The sequence below is a fragment of the Streptomyces griseoviridis genome (assembly GCF_005222485.1).
Lineage (GTDB): Bacteria > Actinomycetota > Actinomycetes > Streptomycetales > Streptomycetaceae > Streptomyces > Streptomyces hintoniae.
Map to the genome: position 1 here is coordinate 1786978 of NZ_CP029078.1, position 17804 is coordinate 1804781.

Genomic DNA, 17804 nt, shown 5'->3' on the forward strand with positions numbered 1-17804 from the left:
GGACGGCCTCTCGCGTGGGTCGCGGACCTCTCGGCCCATCGGAACCGGTCGGTCAGATCTGGAGCAGTGCCTCCAGCGGAGCGCCCGCGAGCGCGGGCTCCAGGCGGGCCCTGCCGCCCAGGAAGCCCAGCTCCATCAGGACGGCGACGCCCACGACCTCGGCGCCCGCCCGGCGGATCAGCTGGACCGACGCCTCGGCGGTGCCGCCGGTGGCCAGCACGTCGTCGACGACCAGGACGCGGTCCGCGGCGCTCAGGTCCTCGGCGTGCACCTCGATCTCGGCGGAGCCGTACTCCAGGTCGTAGGACTGGGCGAGGGTGGCTCCGGGGAGCTTGCCCGCCTTGCGCACCGGGATGAAGCCGAGGCCCGCCCGGAGGGCGACCGGGGCGCCCAGGATGAAGCCCCTGGCCTCCAGGCCGACGATCTTGGTGGCGCCGGTCCGCCCGGCGATCTCGGCCAGCGCGTCGGTGAGCGCCGCGAACGCGACCGGGTCGGCGAGGAGCGGGGTGATGTCCTTGAACACCACACCGGGCTCCGGGTGGTCGGCGACGTCGCGGATGCGGCTGAGCAGCAGCTCCGTGGTGTCCGTGACCCCGGTCATCGGCGCTTGCCCGAGGGACGGCCGCGCCCGCGGGTGCGGGAGGCGGGCTGGTTGCGCGGGCCGACGACCGCGGGGGCCGCGTCCTCCAGCTCGTCGTCGTACTCCTCGTCGGCCGCCGCGTCCGGCTCGGCCGTGTCGCCCTGCGCCCCGGACTGCGCCCGCTTGGCGAGGACCCGCTTCTTGAGGGCCTTGAGCTGCGGCTCCTGCTCCTTGAGGTCGGCGACGAGCGGCGTGGCGATGAAGATCGAGGAGTAGGCGCCGGCCGCGAGACCGACGAACAGCGACAGCGAGATGTCGTTCAGCATGCCGGCACCGAGGACACCGCCACCGATGAACAGCAGCGCCGCCACCGGCAGCAGCGCGACCGCCGTGGTGTTGATCGACCGCATCAGCGTGGAGTTGATCGACCGGTTGGCGACGTCGCTGTACGTCCAGCGGGTCTGCTTGGTGATGTCCTTCGTCTGCTCCTTGAGGCTGTCGAAGACGACGACCGTGTCGTAGAGCGAGTAACCGAGGATGGTCAGCAGACCGATCACCGTGCCCGGGGTGACCTCGAAGCCGACGAGGGCGTAGACGCCGACCGTGATCGTGATGTCGTGGATCAGGGCGACGAGGGCGGCGAGCGCCATCCGCCACTCGAAGGCGATGGCGAGATAGATCACCACCAGCACCATGAAGATCGCCAGGCCCTGCCAGGCCTTGTTGGCGACCTGATCACCCCAGCTGGGTCCGACCAGGTCGGCGTTGATGTTCTCCGCGTCGACCTTGAGGTCCTTGGCCAGGACGTCCTTGATGCCGTCGGACTTGCCGGTGTCGATGCCGGCGATCTGGATGCGCAGGCTGCCGTCGCCGAGCTTCTGCACGATCGCGTCGTGGCCCGACGCCTCCTGGGCCAGCTCCTCGGCCTGGGTGACCGAGACGCTCATGTTCTTCGGGGTGGTGAAGACCGCGCCGCCCTGGAACTCGATGCCCATGTTCAGGCCGCGCACCGCCAGGCCGAGGATGGCCGTGATGGTGATCAGTATCGAGACGCCGTACCAGATCTTGCGATTGCCGACGAAGTCGTAGCCGACCTCGCCGCGGTGCAGTCGGGCGCCGAGGTTGCCGAGCTTCGACATCTCACGCCTCCTTCGGGTCGACAGGGCCGGCGGAGGGCGCGGCGGGACGGCGGGTGCGGCGCAGCGGAGGCTTGGCTCCCAGGGCCTTGGGGTCGAGTCCGGAGAGCTTGTGGCCGCTCGCGAAGAACCTGCGGCGGGCGAGGAGCGTCATCAGCGGCTTGGTGAAGAAGAAGACGACGACGACGTCGAGCACGGTGGTCAGGCCGAGCGTGAACGCGAAGCCCTGGACCTTGCCGACGGTCACGATGAACAGCACCGCGGCGGCGAGGAAGGAGACGAAGTCCGAGACCAGGATGGTGCGCCGGGCGCGCGGCCAGGCCCGCTCGACGGAGGGGCGCAGCGAGCGGCCCTCGCGGATCTCGTCCCGGATGCGTTCGAAGAAGACGATGAACGAGTCGGCGGTGATACCGATCGCGACGATGGCGCCGCAGACCGCGGGGAGGTTCAGGGCGAAGCCGATGGTCGGGCCGAGCAGCGCCATGATCACGTAGGTGAGGGCGGCGGAGACCAGCAGCGACGGGATCGCGATGACCGAGAGACCGCGGTAGAAGACCAGCAGGTACAGGACGACGAGGGCGAGGCCGATGCCACCGGCGATCAGACCGGCGTGCAGCTGCTCACCGCCGAGCGCGGCGGTGACGGTGGTGACGCTGTCCTCCTTGAAGGTCAGCGGCAGCGCGCCGTAGGACAGCATGTTGGCGAGGCTCTGGGCCTCTTCCTGGTCGAAGCTGCCGGAGATCTCCGCGTTGCCCGCGGTCAGCGCCTGACGGACGTACGGGTCGGAGACGACGTTGCCGTCGAGCACGATCGCGAACTGGTTCTGCGGCGACTGCTTCTGGGCCAGCTCGCCGGTGATGGCGGCGAACTTCTTGGTGCCCTTGCCCGTGAAGTCCATCGTCACGGTCCAGCCGGCGGCGGTCTGGGTGTTGAAGACGGCCTGCGACTTCTTGACGTCGGTGCCGTCGACGGCGGCCGGGCCGAGGATGTACTTCTGCCACTGGCCCTGCGCGTTCTGGCCGCAGGCGATGGTCGGGTCGCTGGCCTTGACGCCCTTGCCCGCGGTGGCGCGCTGCGACTTCACGGTGCAGTCGAGGGCCGTGTACTGCGCCTCCAGCTTGCCGGCCGCCTCACTGGCGGCGGAGCTGCTGGGGGAGGGGGAGGCTGCGGCGGAGTTCGACGCCGAGGCGGACGGGGTGCTGTCGGCCTTCAGGGCGTCGGTGACGGCGCGGCCCTGGGAGGTGGCGCTCGCCGAGGGGCTGGAGGAACCGGTGGCGCTCGGCGACGCGTCGGTCGCCTTGTCCTTGTCCTTGTCCGTGGCGCTGCTCGATGAGCTGGGCGAGGGGCTCTGGTCCGCGGCGGCACCGGAGACCTCGGTGGTGAGCACCGGACGGAAGTAGAGCTTCGCGGTGGTGCCTACCTGCTGCCGCGCCTCCTTGGAGTTCGTGCCCTTGGGGATGTTGACGATGATGTTCTTCGCGCCCTGGGTCTGAACCTCGGCCTCCGAGACACCAAGACCATTGACACGGCGGTTCATGATCTCGACCGCGGTGTCCATGTTGGTCTTGTTGATCGCGGACTCCTGGCCCGGCTCCGCGACCGCCCGCAGCGTGATGCTCGTACCGCCGGCCAGGTCGATGCCGAGACGCGGAGTGGTGTGCCCGGACGCGAACATGCCGCCGGTGAGCGCCACGATGGCGATCAGGATGAGGGCCAGCGAGCGCCATGGCTTGCTCTGGGCGCTCGCGCTCCGGCCCTTCTTCGGTGCTGCCACCTTCTCGTACTCCCTCTCGGGCCGCCGGGTGCCGGATTGCGGGCGGGCGGCCATGACATGGTGTCGGGATCCCGTGCGGGACACACTGACCGAGGCGCGCGGATCACCCCCGCACGCCCCCTCGGTGCGCCTACTTGGCGGCGGAGTCGCCGTCGATCTTCTTCGGCTCCTCGTCCGACGCCGGCTCGGCGGTCTTCGCCTCGGCCGGCTTCGGCTCGGCGGCGACGGGCTCGTCGGCCGCCGGCGTGGCGGGCTCCTCGGCCGTCTTCTTCGCGCCGAGGTCCTTGCCGAGGTCGACGGAGTGCTCGTCGGCGGCAGAGCCGTCACTCTCGGTGAGGGAGGAGGCGTCGTCCGGGACGAGGTCGGCGTCGGACTTCAGGTCGTGCTCGACGCCGTGGACGATCCGGTTGTACTCGTCGTCCGAGAGGACGGCACCGATGGCGTTCTTCGCGAAGAGAAGCTCCACTCCCGGGCCGGCGTCGACGAGAACCGTGTCGTCGTTGACTTCCTTGACCGTCGCGTACACGCCCCCGATCGTGCGGACGCCGCTGCCGGGCTGCATCTCGTTGCGCATCGTCTGAGCCTGCTGCTGCTTGCGCTTGGCCGAGCGGGTCATGAGGAACATGGCCCCGATGAGCACGATGAAGGGGAGGAGCATGCCGATGTTATTCACGGGACGGAATTTCCTTCGCACGACCGCGGCGGACAGCGGCCTCTTGGATGGGGGTAGGTACACCGCCGACACAGGCGGCATCGGCGGAGTCTAAGCGAGTCCGCGCGCAGGGAACAACGCTCAGCATGGCACCAGGGTTCCTGACCCGGCCAATGTGCGTGCTGTCACGGCGGTGTCACGTCCCGAACAGGTCCCCTTGTCCGGTTCGGGCGCCGCCGCCCGCCGTCTGCTGCTGCGGCGGGGTCAGGCCGAGGTGGGCCCAGGCGGCGGGGGTGCCGACCCGGCCGCGCGGGGTGCGGGCCAGCAGGCCCTCCCTGACCAGGAAGGGCTCGGCCACCTCTTCGACGGTCTCCCGCTCCTCCCCCACCGCGACGGCCAGCGTGGAGAGGCCGACCGGGCCGCCGCCGAACAGTTTCAGCAGCGCTTCCAGGACGGCGCGGTCGAGGCGGTCGAGGCCGCGGTCGTCGACCTCGTACACGGCGAGGGCCGCGGCGGCGATCTCGCGGGTGATCACGCCGTCCGCCTTGACCTGCGCGTAGTCGCGGACGCGGCGCAGCAGGCGGTTGGCGATGCGGGGGGTGCCGCGGGAGCGTCCCGAGATCTCGGCGGCGCCTTCGGGGTCGATCTCCACGTCGAGGAGGGCGGCCGAACGGTGGATGACGCGGCGCAGTTCGGCCGGTTCGTAGAACTCCATGTGCGCGGTGAAGCCGAACCGGTCGCGCAGCGGCGGCGGCAGCAGTCCGGCCCTGGTGGTGGCGCCGACCAGGGTGAACGGCGGCAGTTCGAGCGGGATGGCGGTGGCGCCGGGCCCCTTGCCGACGATGACGTCGACGCGGAAGTCCTCCATCGCCATGTACAGCATCTCCTCGGCGGGCCGGGACATGCGGTGGATCTCGTCGAGGAAGAGGACCTCGCCCTCCTGGAGGGAGGAGAGGATCGCGGCGAGGTCGCCGGCGTGCTGGATGGCGGGGCCGCTGGTGATGCGGATGGGGGCGCCCATCTCGGCGGCGATGATCATGGAGAGGGTGGTCTTGCCGAGGCCGGGGGCGCCGGAGAGCAGTACGTGGTCGGCGGTCGCGCCCCGCGCGCGGGCGGCGCGCAGCACCAGGTCGAGCTGTTCGCGGACCTTCTCCTGGCCGATGAACTCGTCCAGGTCCTTGGGGCGCAGGGCGGCCTCGACGGCCTGGTCCTCACGGTCGGCGGACGCGCCGACGAGCCGCTCGGCGGCGTCGGGGTCGGTCGGATCGTCCCAGTTCATGTGATGTGCCTCGGAGGGTGGAGGGTCAGCGGGCGCGGTTCAGGGTCTGGAGTGCCGCCTTCAGGAGCTGTCCGACCTGCGGGGTGGCGCCGGCGGCCTCGGCCTGCGGGGTGACGGCGGCGACGGCGTCGTCGGCGTCGCGCGTGGCGTAGCCGAGGCCGATCAGGGCGGCGTGCAGCTGGTCGCGCCAGCCGGCGACGGTCTGGGAGACGGCCGTGGAGGCGCCGGTCGGGGCGCCGAGCCGGTCCTTCAGTTCCAGCAGGAGCTTCTGGGCGCCCTTCTTGCCGATGCCGGGGACCGCGGTGAGGGCCTTCTCGTCGCCGGTGGAGACGGCGCGGCGCAGGGCGTCGGGGGTGTGCACGGCGAGCATGGCCTGGGCGAGGCGGGGGCCGACGCCGCTGGCGGTCTGGAGCAGCTCGAAGGTCTGCCGTTCGTCGTCGTCGGCGAAGCCGTACAGGGTGAGGGAGTCCTCGCGGACCACCAGCGAGGTGGCCAGTTTCGTGGGCTGCCCCATGCGCAGGGTCGAGAGGGTGTTCGGGGTGCACTGGACGGCGATGCCGATGCCGCCGACCTCGACGACCGCGGAGTCGGGGGCGAGGGCGGCGACCGGGCCGTTGACGAAGGCGATCATGCGGTGCGGCCTTTCCAGGAGGACTCGGATGCCTTGGCGGTGTGCTGGGCGACCGCGCGTTGCAGGCGGTTGTGCGCCGGAGCGCGCCAGATGTGGCAGATGGCGAGGGCGAGGGCGTCGGCCGCGTCGGCGGGCTTGGGGGGTGCGTCGAGCCGGAGCAGCCGGGTGACCATGGCGCCGACCTGGGCCTTGTCGGCGCGGCCGCTGCCGGTGACGGCGGCCTTGACCTCGCTGGGGGTGTGCAGGGCGACGGGGATGCCTCGGCGGGCCGCGCACAGCATCGCGACGGCGCTCGCCTGGGCGGTGCCCATCACGGTGCTGACGTTGTGCTGGCTGAACACCCGTTCCACGGCGACGAATTCGGGCCGGTGTTCGTCGAGCCACCGCTCGATGCCCTGTTCGACGGCGACGAGCCGCAGGCCCAACTCGGCATCCGCGGGCGTGCGGACGACCCCGACGCCGAGCATCGTGAGCGGCCGGCCCGCGACCCCCTCCACGACGCCGACCCCGCACCGGGTGAGGCCGGGGTCCACCCCGAGTACGCGCACCGCCGCCCCCTTCTTCGATCGCCTGTTTGTGCAGGCTATCGGGTGCCACCGACATCGGCCGACACGGCGACGGGCCGACGAGGTGTGTCCCGTCGGCCCGTTGGGTTCGCGGCAGTGTTACGCGTCGACCTTCTCCATGACCTCGTCGCTGACGTCGAAGTTGGCGAAGACGTTCTGCACGTCGTCGCTGTCCTCCAGCGCGTCGATCAGCTTGAAGATCTTCCGGGCGCCGTCCTCGTCCAGTTCGACCTGCATGGTCGGGACGAAGTTGGCCTCGGCGGAGTCGTAGTCGATCCCGGCGTCCTGGAGGGCGGTGCGGACGGCGACCATGTCGGTCGCCTCGCTGAGCACCTCGAAGGACTCGCCGAGGTCGTTGACCTCCTCCGCGCCCGCGTCGAGGACGGCGCCGAGGACGTCGTCCTCGGTCAGCTCGCCCTTGGGGACGATCACGACGCCCTTGCGGTGGAAGAGGTACGACACCGAACCGGGGTCCGCCATGTTGCCGCCGTTGCGGGTCATGGCGACGCGCACGTCGGAGGCGGCGCGGTTGCGGTTGTCGGTGAGGCACTCGATGAGCACCGCGACGCCGTTGGGGCCGTACCCCTCGTACATGATGGTCTCGTAGTCGGCGCCACCGGCCTCGAGACCACCGCCGCGCTTGACCGCGGAGTCGATGTTCTTGTTCGGCACCGACTGCTTCTTGGCCTTCTGGATGGCGTCGTAGAGCGTCGGGTTGCCTTCGATGTCGACGCCGCCCATCCGCGCCGCGACCTCGATATTCTTGATCAGCTTCGCGAAGAGTTTGCCGCGTTTGGCGTCGATCACGGCCTTCTTGTGCTTCGTCGTGGCCCATTTAGAGTGGCCGGACATCTGCCTGTCTCCTTCGCGTAACCCATCTCTGCCTGAACGCCAGAGATCCTACAAGGCGTCCGCCTTCGCCCGCGCGCGCACCATGTCGACAAAGAGGGCGTGCACGCGGTGGTCGCCGGTCAGCTCCGGATGGAACGACGTGGCGAGCACGTCGCCCTGGCGGACCGCGACGATGTGGCCGTCGTGTTCGGCGAGCACCTCGACGGCGCCGCCCACCGACTCCACCCACGGCGCGCGGATGAAGACGCCCTGGACGGGATCGCCCGCCACGCCCCGCACGTCGACGGCCGCCTCGAAGGACTCGTTCTGCCGGCCGAAGGCGTTGCGCCGCACGATCATGTCGATCCCGCCGACGGTCTCCTGGCCCGAGCGCGGGTCGAGGATCTTGTCGGCGAGCAGGATCATGCCCGCGCAGGTGCCGTAGACGGGGAGTCCGGCACGCACGCGTGCGCGCAGCGGGTCGAGGACGCCGAAGAGGACGGCCAGCTTGGAGATGGTGGTGGACTCGCCGCCCGGGATCACCAGGCCGTCGATCCCGTCCAGTTCCTCGGGCCGCCGCACCGGCCTGGCCACGGCGTCCGTCGCGGCCAGGGCGACGAGGTGCTCCCGTACGTCGCCCTGGAGGGCGAGGACGCCGACGACAGGGTTCGTCATCGCGCTTACCAGCCGCGGTTGGCGTAGCGCTCGGTCTCGGGCAGGGTGTCGCAGTTGATGCCGACCATGGCCTCGCCGAGGTCGCGGGACGCGTCCGCGATGATCTTCGGGTCGTCGTAGAAGGTGGTGGCCTTGACGATGGCGGCGGCGCGCTTGGCCGGGTCGCCCGACTTGAAGATGCCGGAGCCGACGAAGACGCCCTCGGCGCCGAGCTGGCGCATCAGCGCGGCGTCCGCCGGGGTGGCGACGCCGCCCGCGGAGAACAGCACGACGGGCAGCCTGCCCAGCTCGGCGACCTCCTTGACCAGCTCGTAGGGGGCGCGCAGGTCCTTGGCCGCGGCGTACAGCTCGTGGTTGTCGAAGCCGCGCAGCCGGGCGATCTCGTTCTTGATCTGCCGCAGGTGGCGGACCGCCTCGACGACGTTGCCGGTGCCGGCCTCGCCCTTGGAGCGGATCATCGCGGCGCCCTCGGCGATCCGGCGCAGCGCCTCACCGAGGTTGGTCGCGCCGCAGACGAACGGCGTGGTGAACGACCACTTGTCGGAGTGGTTGACCTCGTCGGCGGGGGTGAGGACCTCGGACTCGTCGATGTAGTCGACGCCGAGCGACTGGAGGACCTGGGCCTCCACGAAGTGGCCGATGCGGGACTTGGCCATCACCGGGATGGAGACCGCCGCGATGATGCCCTCGATCATGTCCGGGTCGGACATCCGGGCCACGCCGCCGTCCTTGCGGATGTCGGCCGGCACCCGCTCCAGGGCCATGACGGCGACGGCGCCCGCGTCCTCGGCGATCTTCGCCTGCTCCGGGGTGACGACGTCCATGATCACACCGCCCTTGAGCTGCTCGGCCATGCCGCGCTTCACGCGCGCGGTGCCGGTCTCGGGGGCCTGGTTGTCGGAGAGCGTGCTGGACACGGGCGACCTCACTCGGGGAAAAGGGGGGTTTCTGCACCACCGAGGAAACGTGAGACGACCGGTCCACAGCAAGGGCCAATGGTTGAGCGGTGGATCGTTTTGTCCTGGCGAGGGGCGTGGTCGGGCCGGTCAGGCCCCTCCCCCGGGCGGGCGTGCGGGCGGGCGCGCGCCCGGTGGGTTCAGGCCACCCGCTCCACCAGCGCCGCCGGCGGTTCGTCGTCCATCTCGAACGCCATCGGGAACGGCGCGTGCCCGGCGAGGCGGAACCAGCGGACCTTGCGGTGCTGGCGGAGCCTGCGGGCGGCGCCCACCGCGTCGTTGTGGAAGCGGCGGGCCATCGGGACCCGGCGCACCGCCTCCGCCAGTTCGCCGACGGCCGCGTCCCCGCCGGGCACCTCGCGGACCGCCTCGACCTGCTGCGGCTCCGCGAACACGGCCCGCAGCGCCTGGCTCAGCTCGCTCTCCGAGAACTCCCGCTGCTCCTCCTCGGCCTGCCGGGCGGCGTGCGCGGCCTCGTACAGGACGATGGACGCGGCCGGGTCGAGGACACCGGACGTCGCCAGCTCCTGGGCCACGGACGCCCTGCGCAGCAGTTGGGCGTCGAGGGCGGCGCGGGCGGCGTCGATACGGGCGTGGAGACGGTCGAGGCGGCCGGCCGTCCAGCTCAGATACAGGCCGATCGCCACGAGAACGACGAGGGTCCAGATCAGGGTTGGGGTCACGGCCCGCAGCCTACGCGCGCGGCGGTGCGGCAGGTGGGGCGCGGGGGTCGTGGGGCTCGCGCACCGGCCCCGGGGGCTACCGCCCCCGGACCCCAGCTTCCGGCCTGAACGGCCTCGTCCTCACACCCCGGACGGGCTGACAGGCACGGGTGGGTGAGAGGAGAGCCGTCAATCGGGCTGCCGCCCCCTGTCCCCCGCCACAGCCCGACGGCCTCGTCCTCGAACCCCGGACGGGCTGAAACGCCCGTCAGTCCCGTGCCAGGCCCCATCTCCCCCGCAGGCCCGGGGTCCGGTCGTCGTCGGCTGCCGCGACCGCCGCCGCTCCCGCCGTCACCGTCTCGTAGACGGAGAGGATGTCCGCGCCGACCGTCGACCAGTCGAAGCGGCGTACGTGGGCGCTGCCGCGTGCCGTCAGTTCGGCTCTGCGGGCCGGGTCGGCGAGCAGTCTGACGGCCGCGCGCGCGAGGGCGTCGGGGTCCTCGTTGGCGAAGAGTTCACCGGCCGCGCCCTGGTCGAGGACCTGGGCGAAGGCGTCCAGGTCGGAGGCGAGGACCGGGGCGCCCGCCGACATCGCCTCGACCAGGATGATGCCGAAGCTCTCGCCGCCGGTGTTGGGCGCGAGGTACAGGTCGACGCTGCGCAGCAGGCGGGCCTTGTCCTCGTCGCTGATCATGCCGAGGAACTCGACGCGGGAGCGCAGCTCGGCCGGGAGCGTCTCGACGGCCTCCTCCTCGTCGCCGCGGCCCGCCACCAGGAGGCGGGTGTCCGGGCGGGCGGCGAGGATCCGCGGGAGCGCCTTCATGAGGACCGGCAGCCCCTTGCGGGGTTCGTCGATGCGGCCGATGAAGCCGATCGTGTTCCCCTGCCACTCGGGGCGCGGCTCGGCGTCAGCGAAGAAGTCGACGTCGACGCCGTTGGGGATGACCACCGCGTCTCCGCCGAGGTGTTCGACGAGGGTGCGGCGGGCGTACTCGCTCACCGCGATGCGGGCGCTGATCTTCTCCAGGGCCGCCTGGAGGATGGCGTAGGCGGCAATCATCGCCCGGGAGCGCGGGTTGGAGGTGTGGAACGTCGCCACGATCGGGCCCTGCGCCGCCCAGCAGGTCAGCAGGCCGAGGGAGGGCGAGGTCGGTTCGTGGATGTGGATCACGTCGAAGTGGCCGTCGTGCAGCCAGCGGCGGACCCGGGCGGCACTCAGGAAGCCGAAGTTGAGCCGGGCGACCGAGCCGTTGTACGGCACGGGCACCGCGCGGCCGGCGGAGACGACGTACGGCGGCAGCGGGGTGTCGTCGTCGGCGGGGGCGAGCACCGAGACCTCGTGGCCCTGGCGGATGAAGTAGGCGGCGAGGTCGCGGATGTGGAACTGGACGCCGCCCGGTACGTCCCAGGAGTACGGGCAGACGATGCCGATCCTCACGGGCGCTCCCCGTCCGCGGGGCGTGGTTCCAGGTCGGCGAGCCACAAGCGCTGGAGCATGTGCCAGTCCTCCGGATGGTCGGCGATCCCCGAGGCGAAGGCGTCGGCCAGCGCCTGTGCCATGACGGACGTCTTCTCGGCCCGGGTGCCAGACTCCGGTACCTCGATCGGGGGATGGATCCGGCCCCGCATGACGGGTGAGTCGTCGTACCAGAGCGTGACGGGCAGGAGCAGCGCGCCGGTCTGCTGGGCGAGCAGGGCGGGGCCGGCCGGGATGCGGGTGGCCTCGCCGAAGAACTGGACCTCGACGCCGGACGACGACAGGTCCCGTTCGGCGACCAGGCAGACCAGGCCGCCGTCGCGCAGCCGTCGGGCGAGCGTCCCGAAGGCAGTGCCGCCGCTGTGCGGCAGGACCTCCATGCCGAGGCCCTCGCGGTAGGCGACGAACCGGTCGTAGAGGGTCTCGGGCTTCAGGCGTTCGGCCACCGTGGTGAACGGGATGCGCAGCTCGGTGGTGACCCAGGCGCCCGCCAGGTCCCAGTTGGCCATGTGCGGCAGCGCCAGGACGACGCCCCGGCCGGCGGCGATGCCGTCGGTGAGGTGGTGGAGGTCCTTGACGGTGAGGCCCTCGCGGACCCGGTCGGCGCTCCACGCGGGCAGCCGGAACGACTCCATCCAGTAGCGCAGGTAGGAGCGCATCCCGGCCCGGGACAGCTCGGCGAGCCGCTCGGGGCTCGCGTCGGGCAGCACGCGCGCGTAGTTGCTCTCGAGGCGCCGCACGCCCTTGCCGCGCCGCTTCCAGGTGAGGTCGGCGATGGTGCGGCCGAGCCGCACGGCGACCGGTTCGGGGAGCTTCTTGACCGCGCCCCAGCCGAGCCCGTAGAGGGAGTCGGTCAGCCGGTCGCGGGCGCTCACGTGGCGGCCTCGTTGTCGTGCTCGGCCGCGGCCTCCGCCTCCGCCGACTCACGGCGGACGGTGACCACCCGCTGGACCAGCGTGACCAGGCTGCCCACCGCGACCACCCACAGGGCGACCGGCAGCAGGTACTGGATGCCCGGCACGCCGAACGTGTGCAGGCCCGCGAAACCGGCGGCGACCAGCGAGATCACCAGCCGCTCGGCCCGCTCGACGAGTCCGTTGACGGCGACCGGCAGGCCGATCGACTCGCCGCGCGCCTTGGTGTACGACACCACCTGGCCGCTGGCCAGGCAGAAGATCGACACGGCGCAGAGCACGATGTCGTCGCCGCGGCCCGCGTACCAGAGGGCGAACCCGCCGAAGATCGCGCCGTCGGCCACCCGGTCGAGGGTGGAGTCGAGGAAGGCGCCCCAGCGGCTGGAGCGGCCCAGCTGGCGGGCCATGTTCCCGTCGACGAGGTCGGAGAAGACGAAGAGTGTGATCACGACCGTGCCCCAGAAGAACTCGCCCTGGGGGTAGAAGACCAGCGCTCCCGCCATCACCCCGGCCGTGCCGATCAGCGTGACCGTGTCCGGGCTGACTCCCCGGCGGATGAGAAACGCGGCGAACGGTGTGAGGACACGCGTAAAGAATGCACGCGCGTACTTGTTCAGCATGGCCTTCCCGACGGTCGGTGGCCGCGCGGCCCCTGCTGGCCGTCGGCTGGCCCATCGTAGCCACGCGCGCGCGTGTGCGACGGTCGGGCACCCGCACCCCTGTGCGGAGATCCGGCGGACGGCCCGTCCGGGAGGGGGCGCGGCGGCCCCGGCGGTCGTGTCCCCCGTATGGACGCGCCGTGACGGGAGTGGAAAGCTCGAAGGACCGCGGGCGCCGTCGGAGCCGCCCCCGTACGCGGCCCCGCCCACCCGCGCCCCAGTGACCTCACCGCGCACGGGAGGCAGGACCATGGGCGACAAGGCGAACGCACACCCCGGAGCCGCCGGCAGGGCCACGGCGGCCGACCATCCCGCGTCCGTGCGGAACGTGGTGCTGGTCGGCCACCGCGGAGCGGGCAAGACGACCCTGGTGGAGGCCCTCGCGCTGACCGCGGGGGCGGTGAACCGGGCGGGCCGGGTGGAGGACGGCGGCACCGTCTCGGACTTCGACGACATCGAGCACCGCCAGCAGCGCTCGGTCCAGCTCTCGCTGGTGCCGGTCGGCTGGGACGGCGTCAAGATCAACCTGCTGGACACCCCCGGGTACGCCGACTTCGTCGGGGAGCTGCGGGCCGGTCTGCGGGCGGCGGACGCGGCCCTCTTCGTCGTCTCGGCGGCCGACGGCGTGGACGGCTCGACCCGGCTGGTGTGGGAGGAGTGCGCGGCCGTCGGCATGCCGCGGGCGATCGTGATCACGCACCTGGAGGCCGCGCGGGCCGACTTCGAGGAGACCGTCAGGAGCTGCGCGGCGGCCTTCGGCGGCGACGACCCCGACGCGGTGCTGCCGCTCTACCTGCCGCTGCGCGGCACCCCGGGACCCGACGGGCACGCACCGGTGACCGGACTGACCGGACTGCTGTCGCGCACGCTGTTCGACTACGCGTCGGGGCAGCGCGAGGAGTCCGAGCCGGGCGCCGGGGAACGGGCCGGGATCGAGGAGGCCCGCAACCGGCTGATCGAGGGGATCATCGCGGAGAGCGAGGACGAGACCCTCATGGACCGCTACCTCGGCGGCGCGGAGATCGACGTCACGACGCTCGTGGCCGACCTGGAGCGGGCGGTGGCGCGCGGCTCCTTCTTCCCCGTCCTGGCCGCCGCCCCCGCCGCCGACGGCGCCCGGCAGGGCCTGGGCACCGTCGAACTCCTCGAACTGATCACCCGCGGCTTCCCCACCCCGCTGGAGCGGGCCGCGCCCCAGGTGACCGACCCGGCGGGCGACGGCCGTGAGCTGAAGCCCTGCGACCCGGACGGGCCGCTGGTCGCCGAGGTGGTGAAGACCTCCTCCGACCCCTATGTCGGCCGGGTCTGTCTGGTCCGGGTGTTCTCCGGCACCCTGCGCCCCGACGACACCGTGCACGTCCTCGGGCACGGCCTCACCGGACCCGGCCGCCGAGGCGGGCCCGCGCACGAGTCCGACGAACGCGTCGGCGCCCTGTCCGCGCCCTTCGGCAAGCAGCAGCGGGCGCTCACCCACTGCGTCGCGGGCGACCTGGCGTGCGTGGCGAAGCTGAGCCGCGCCGAGACCGGCGACACCCTCTCCGCCAAGGACGACCCGCTCCTCATGGAGCCCTGGGAGCTGCCCGACCCGCTGCTGCCGCTCGCCATCGAGGCGCACAGCAACGCCGACGAGGACCGGCTCTCCCAGGGCCTCGCCCGGCTGGTCGCCGAGGACCCGACGATGCGGCTCGAACAGAACCCGGACACCCACCAGTTGGTGCTGTGGTGCCTGGGCGAGGCGCACGCCGACGTCGCGTTGGAGCGGCTGCGCACCCGCTACGGCGTCCAGGTCGACGTCGTCGCGCACCGGGTGCCGCTGCGGGAGACGTTCGCGGCGCGGGCGGCCGGGCGCGGGCGGCACGTCAAACAGTCGGGCGGGCACGGGCAGTTCGCGATCTGCGAGATCGAGGTGGAGCCGCTGCCCGGGGGTTCGGGCATCGAGTTCGTCGACAAGGTGGTCGGCGGTTCGGTGCCGCGGCAGTTCGTCCCGTCCGTGGAGAAGGGCGTACGGGCCCAGGCCGCCAAGGGGGTCGCCGCCGGATACCCGCTGATCGACGTGCGGGTCACCCTCCTCGACGGCAAGGCGCACTCCGTCGACTCCTCCGACGCGGCGTTCCAGACGGCCGGCGCGCTCGCCCTGCGGGAGGCCGCCGCCGACGCCCGCATCAACCTGCTGGAACCGGTCGCGGAGGTGACCGTGCTCATCGGCGACGACTATGTGGGCACCGTCATGAGCGACCTCTCCGGGCGGCGCGGGCGGGTCCTCGGCACCGAACAGGCGGGCGGCGGAAGGACGTCGATCCGTGCCGAGGTCCCCGAGATCGAGATCGGCCGGTACGCCGTCGACCTGCGTTCCCTCTCGCACGGCACCGCCCGTTTCCACCGCGCCTACGCCCGGCACGAGCCGATGCCCGCCCAGGTCGCCGACCGGCTGCGGAAGGAGACCCCCGGCCGCGGGTGACCCGATGTCGCCCCCGCGCCGGGTGACCTCGGCGGAACGCTCCCCTCCCGGCGGGCGGCTGCGGATACGCTGATGACCTCATCGGGTTGTCGAGGATTTGCCGCGATGACCTGATCAACAGGTGTGCGGAGCACGGAAGTCGGGAAAGCCGCAGGAGCGGTGTCCGGTGGCGATGGGGGCGGGAATGAGCGTTGACGGCAACTATCCGGACTTCTTCGGTCCGCAGGTGCCTCGCTCGGGTGACGAAGGGCAGATGGCGACGTTCGCGCTGGCCTCGGCCGCCTATCGGGACAGCCCGGTGGAGGAGATCAAGAAGGCCGACAACGAATGGCACCAGTCGTCGGTCACCCCGCCCCGCTCCTGGGCGACGATCTTCCGCCCCAACCTCGGTGAGGCGTTCTCCCAGGCGGTGATCGGCCGCATGCTGGGCGCCGGGCGCAAGCCCGTCATCCAGTCGTTCGGCGCGGAGCCGCAGGTGGTGGTCGAACACTGCCTGGCGGCCAACAACATCCGCCACGAGCGGGACAAGAAGCTCACCGCGATCATGCTGCTGTGCGGGGTGCTGTTCCTGCCGGGGCTGCTGGTGTGGCTGCTGGTCTTCCAACTCCGCAGCACCATGGCCAAACAGGACAACAAGCGGGTCTCCGGCATGGCCACCGTGCTGCTCCTCGCGGTCGGCGCCCTCGCCGTGCTGTTCCTGATAAAGATGCCGTTCGGCGGCGTGGGGGCCTGGTACGCGCGCGGTGCCGTGGTGGCGCCCGTGGTCGGCTGGTTCCTCGCGAAGCGGATCTGCGAGGCCACCGCGAAGGACCTGCGGGCCCGCTGGGACGGCCTGCTCTCCGGCGGCGGCGTCGCCGCGAAGATCCCGGAGGCCGTGCCCACCCACCCCGACCAGACCGCCGCCGAGCAACTGCGGCAGTCCCTGGCCAGGTTGAGCGCCGAGCAGCAGTCCAACTCGACCTTCTACGCGGGGCCCAAGGGCATCCTCGGCATGGGCACCCGCTGGGGCGCCTGGATCCTCGCCGAGGAACTGACCCCGGCCGACCCGCAGCAGGCCATCCACGAGTTCCGCAGCTGGACCCTGGCCCGCGCCATCCACGACGAGCTGAAGATGCTGCCCCGCCAGAGCCTGAAGACCGGCGGCTTCCCCGAGCCGACGGTACGGGACTGGGTCGTCACCCCGATCCCCGCGGGCGCCGGCGGGGTCTCCCGCCCCGAGGGCCCGGACGTGGAGGCGTACCAGGTCAGGCCCAAGGCGATGGAGAACATCTGCAACCACCAGCAGTTCGACAGCGGTGACCGGCACTACCTCGGCGTCCAGTGGGCGCTGTGGGGCGGCCAGTTGATCATCACCATGATGACCACCGTGACGGTCCTCAAGGAGACGCTGCGCATCGAGGTCACCGGCCACGCCCTCGGCCCGGTGAACGGCCTGTTCCTGAGCAAGCCGTCGGCGCCGTCCAAGACGGTCGCCAAGACCGTGCGGTTCTGGGAGACCCGGACGGTGAGCCTGCCGCTGGTCACCCCGGACGAGGTCGTACGGCTCGCCGCCCGCGCGGCGATCGGCTGGTACCCGCCCCTGCTGAACTGGCTGGGCGGCTCACTCGGCCTGCCCGAGCCGTTCGGCCTGCGGCACGCCTGGGCCGACCAGCCCTGGGGCAACCGCTTCATGAGCGACGACGTGCTGCGCGCGGCGACCCCGATCCTGCGCCGGGTCCACCACGCGACCCTGAACGTCCTGAAGGACCACCGGGTGAACACCGACAACTTCAGCTCACGCTCGTCCGCCCTCAGCGGCGCGGTACAGGACCCGACCCCACGAAAGGTCGACACGTACGACGCGTAGCCGCCGGGCCGAGCCGGTCGGCTCGGCCGCCCTCGGCGGCTCCTGCCCAGGGCGGCGAACAGGAAGTTCGCCGCCTCCCGCACCGCCCTACGCCGGCCACGCCTCCGCGAGCATCTTGCGGGTGTCCGCGAGGAGTTGGGGCAGGACCCTGGTGTGGCCGACGACCGGCATGAAGTTGGTGTCCCCGCCCCAGCGCGGCACCAGATGCTGGTGGAGGTGGGCCGCGATGCCCGCCCCGGCCACCGCGCCCTGGTTCATGCCGATGTTGAAGCCGTGCGCGCCGGACGCCGTGCGCAGCGCCGTCATCGCCTGCTTGGTGAGGGCCGCCAGCTCCGCCGTCTCCGGTTCGGTGAGGTCCGTGTAGTCGGCGACATGGCGGTAGGGCACCACCATCAGGTGGCCGCCGTTGTACGGGTACAGGTTCAGCACCGCGTACACGTGCTCACCGCGGCGGACGATCAGGCCGTCCTCGTCGGAGGCGGCCGGGATCGAGCAGAAGGGACAGCCGTCGCCGGCCCCCGGGCCGGTCGGCTTGTTCTCGCCCTGGATGTACGCCATCCGGTGGGGCGTCCACAGACGCTGGAACGCGTCCTGTGTCCCCACTCCCAGCTGCTGCTCCGGCTCACTCGTCATGCTGTGCAGCATATGGCGTCGCCCGTTCGGATCGTGTCGCCGGGGTTGTGGGAAAAGGGCGCCGGGTCAAGCTGG

General features: G+C 71.8%; 16 protein-coding genes and 1 pseudogene. 2 read left to right on the forward strand and 15 right to left on the reverse strand.

Annotation, left to right across the window (positions count from 1 at the left end):
* Window positions 1-52 precede the first annotated feature (52 nt).
* The 14 genes and pseudogenes from DDJ31_RS06945 to pgsA form a co-directional block, all read right to left on the reverse strand.
* Window positions 53-601 carry an adenine phosphoribosyltransferase gene (locus DDJ31_RS06945; protein ID WP_127181167.1) on the reverse strand — a complete coding sequence of 183 codons (549 nt, stop codon included), beginning with the start codon at window positions 599-601 and terminating at the stop codon, window positions 53-55.
* The gene (gene secF, locus DDJ31_RS06950) at window positions 598-1719 is read right to left on the reverse strand and encodes a protein translocase subunit SecF (RefSeq protein ID WP_127181166.1); all 1122 of its coding nucleotides are present in this window, start codon (window positions 1717-1719) and stop codon (window positions 598-600) included. Before secF ends, DDJ31_RS06945 begins: the two co-directional genes overlap by 4 nt.
* Before the next feature lies 1 nt (window position 1720).
* Window positions 1721-3490 carry a protein translocase subunit SecD gene (secD, locus tag DDJ31_RS06955; RefSeq protein ID WP_127181165.1) on the reverse strand — a complete coding sequence of 590 codons (1770 nt, stop codon included), beginning with the start codon at window positions 3488-3490 and terminating at the stop codon, window positions 1721-1723.
* A gap of 130 nt (window positions 3491-3620) precedes the next feature.
* Window positions 3621-4148: a preprotein translocase subunit YajC gene (yajC, locus tag DDJ31_RS06960; protein ID WP_127181164.1), complete on the reverse strand. Its 528-nt coding sequence runs from the start codon at window positions 4146-4148 to the stop codon at window positions 3621-3623.
* A 190-nt stretch (window positions 4149-4338) separates the two neighbouring features.
* A complete protein-coding gene (gene ruvB / locus DDJ31_RS06965) occupies window positions 4339-5421 on the reverse strand; it encodes a Holliday junction branch migration DNA helicase RuvB (RefSeq protein ID WP_127181163.1) in 1083 nt (360 codons plus the stop codon).
* Between the two features lie 25 nt (window positions 5422-5446).
* Window positions 5447-6052 (reverse strand): Holliday junction branch migration protein RuvA, encoded by a 606-nt coding sequence (ruvA, locus tag DDJ31_RS06970; RefSeq protein ID WP_127181162.1) that lies wholly within the window; start codon window positions 6050-6052, stop codon window positions 5447-5449.
* The gene (ruvC, locus tag DDJ31_RS06975) at window positions 6049-6600 is read right to left on the reverse strand and encodes a crossover junction endodeoxyribonuclease RuvC (protein ID WP_127181161.1); all 552 of its coding nucleotides are present in this window, start codon (window positions 6598-6600) and stop codon (window positions 6049-6051) included. Before ruvC ends, ruvA begins: the two co-directional genes overlap by 4 nt.
* 117 nt (window positions 6601-6717) lie before the next feature.
* Entirely contained in the window at window positions 6718-7470 is a 753-nt protein-coding gene (locus DDJ31_RS06980) for a YebC/PmpR family DNA-binding transcriptional regulator (protein ID WP_127181160.1), read from the reverse strand.
* A 48-nt stretch (window positions 7471-7518) separates the two neighbouring features.
* Entirely contained in the window at window positions 7519-8124 is a 606-nt protein-coding gene (gene pdxT / locus DDJ31_RS06985; RefSeq protein ID WP_127181159.1) for a pyridoxal 5'-phosphate synthase glutaminase subunit PdxT, read from the reverse strand.
* Between the two features lie 5 nt (window positions 8125-8129).
* Window positions 8130-9041, reverse strand: coding sequence for a pyridoxal 5'-phosphate synthase lyase subunit PdxS (pdxS, locus tag DDJ31_RS06990; protein WP_127181158.1), 912 nt, complete (start codon window positions 9039-9041; stop codon window positions 8130-8132).
* Between the two features lie 179 nt (window positions 9042-9220).
* Window positions 9221-9763 carry a hypothetical protein gene (locus tag DDJ31_RS06995; protein WP_127181157.1) on the reverse strand — a complete coding sequence of 181 codons (543 nt, stop codon included), beginning with the start codon at window positions 9761-9763 and terminating at the stop codon, window positions 9221-9223.
* Between the two features lie 247 nt (window positions 9764-10010).
* A complete protein-coding gene (locus DDJ31_RS07000; protein WP_127181156.1) occupies window positions 10011-11180 on the reverse strand; it encodes a glycosyltransferase family 4 protein in 1170 nt (389 codons plus the stop codon).
* A complete protein-coding gene (locus DDJ31_RS07005) occupies window positions 11177-12094 on the reverse strand; it encodes a phosphatidylinositol mannoside acyltransferase (RefSeq protein WP_127181155.1) in 918 nt (305 codons plus the stop codon). Before DDJ31_RS07005 ends, DDJ31_RS07000 begins: the two co-directional genes overlap by 4 nt.
* Window positions 12091-12808, reverse strand: a pseudogene (gene pgsA / locus DDJ31_RS07010) (phosphatidylinositol phosphate synthase). Before pgsA ends, DDJ31_RS07005 begins: the two are co-directional and overlap by 4 nt.
* A gap of 234 nt (window positions 12809-13042) precedes the next feature.
* Here pgsA and DDJ31_RS07015 point away from each other — a divergent pair.
* Both DDJ31_RS07015 and DDJ31_RS07020 read left to right on the forward strand, forming a co-directional pair.
* Window positions 13043-15250: an elongation factor G-like protein EF-G2 gene (locus DDJ31_RS07015; protein ID WP_127181153.1), complete on the forward strand. Its 2208-nt coding sequence runs from the start codon at window positions 13043-13045 to the stop codon at window positions 15248-15250.
* A 184-nt stretch (window positions 15251-15434) separates the two neighbouring features.
* Window positions 15435-17096 (forward strand): hypothetical protein, encoded by a 1662-nt coding sequence (locus DDJ31_RS07020; RefSeq protein WP_127181152.1) that lies wholly within the window; start codon window positions 15435-15437, stop codon window positions 17094-17096.
* Window positions 17097-17183: 87 nt separating this feature from the next.
* On the opposite strand, the gene DDJ31_RS07025 is transcribed toward DDJ31_RS07020, so the two are convergent.
* Window positions 17184-17741, reverse strand: a complete 558-nt coding sequence (locus DDJ31_RS07025) for an HIT family protein (protein ID WP_127181151.1) — start codon at window positions 17739-17741, stop codon at window positions 17184-17186.
* Between the last annotated feature and the right edge of the window lie 63 nt (window positions 17742-17804).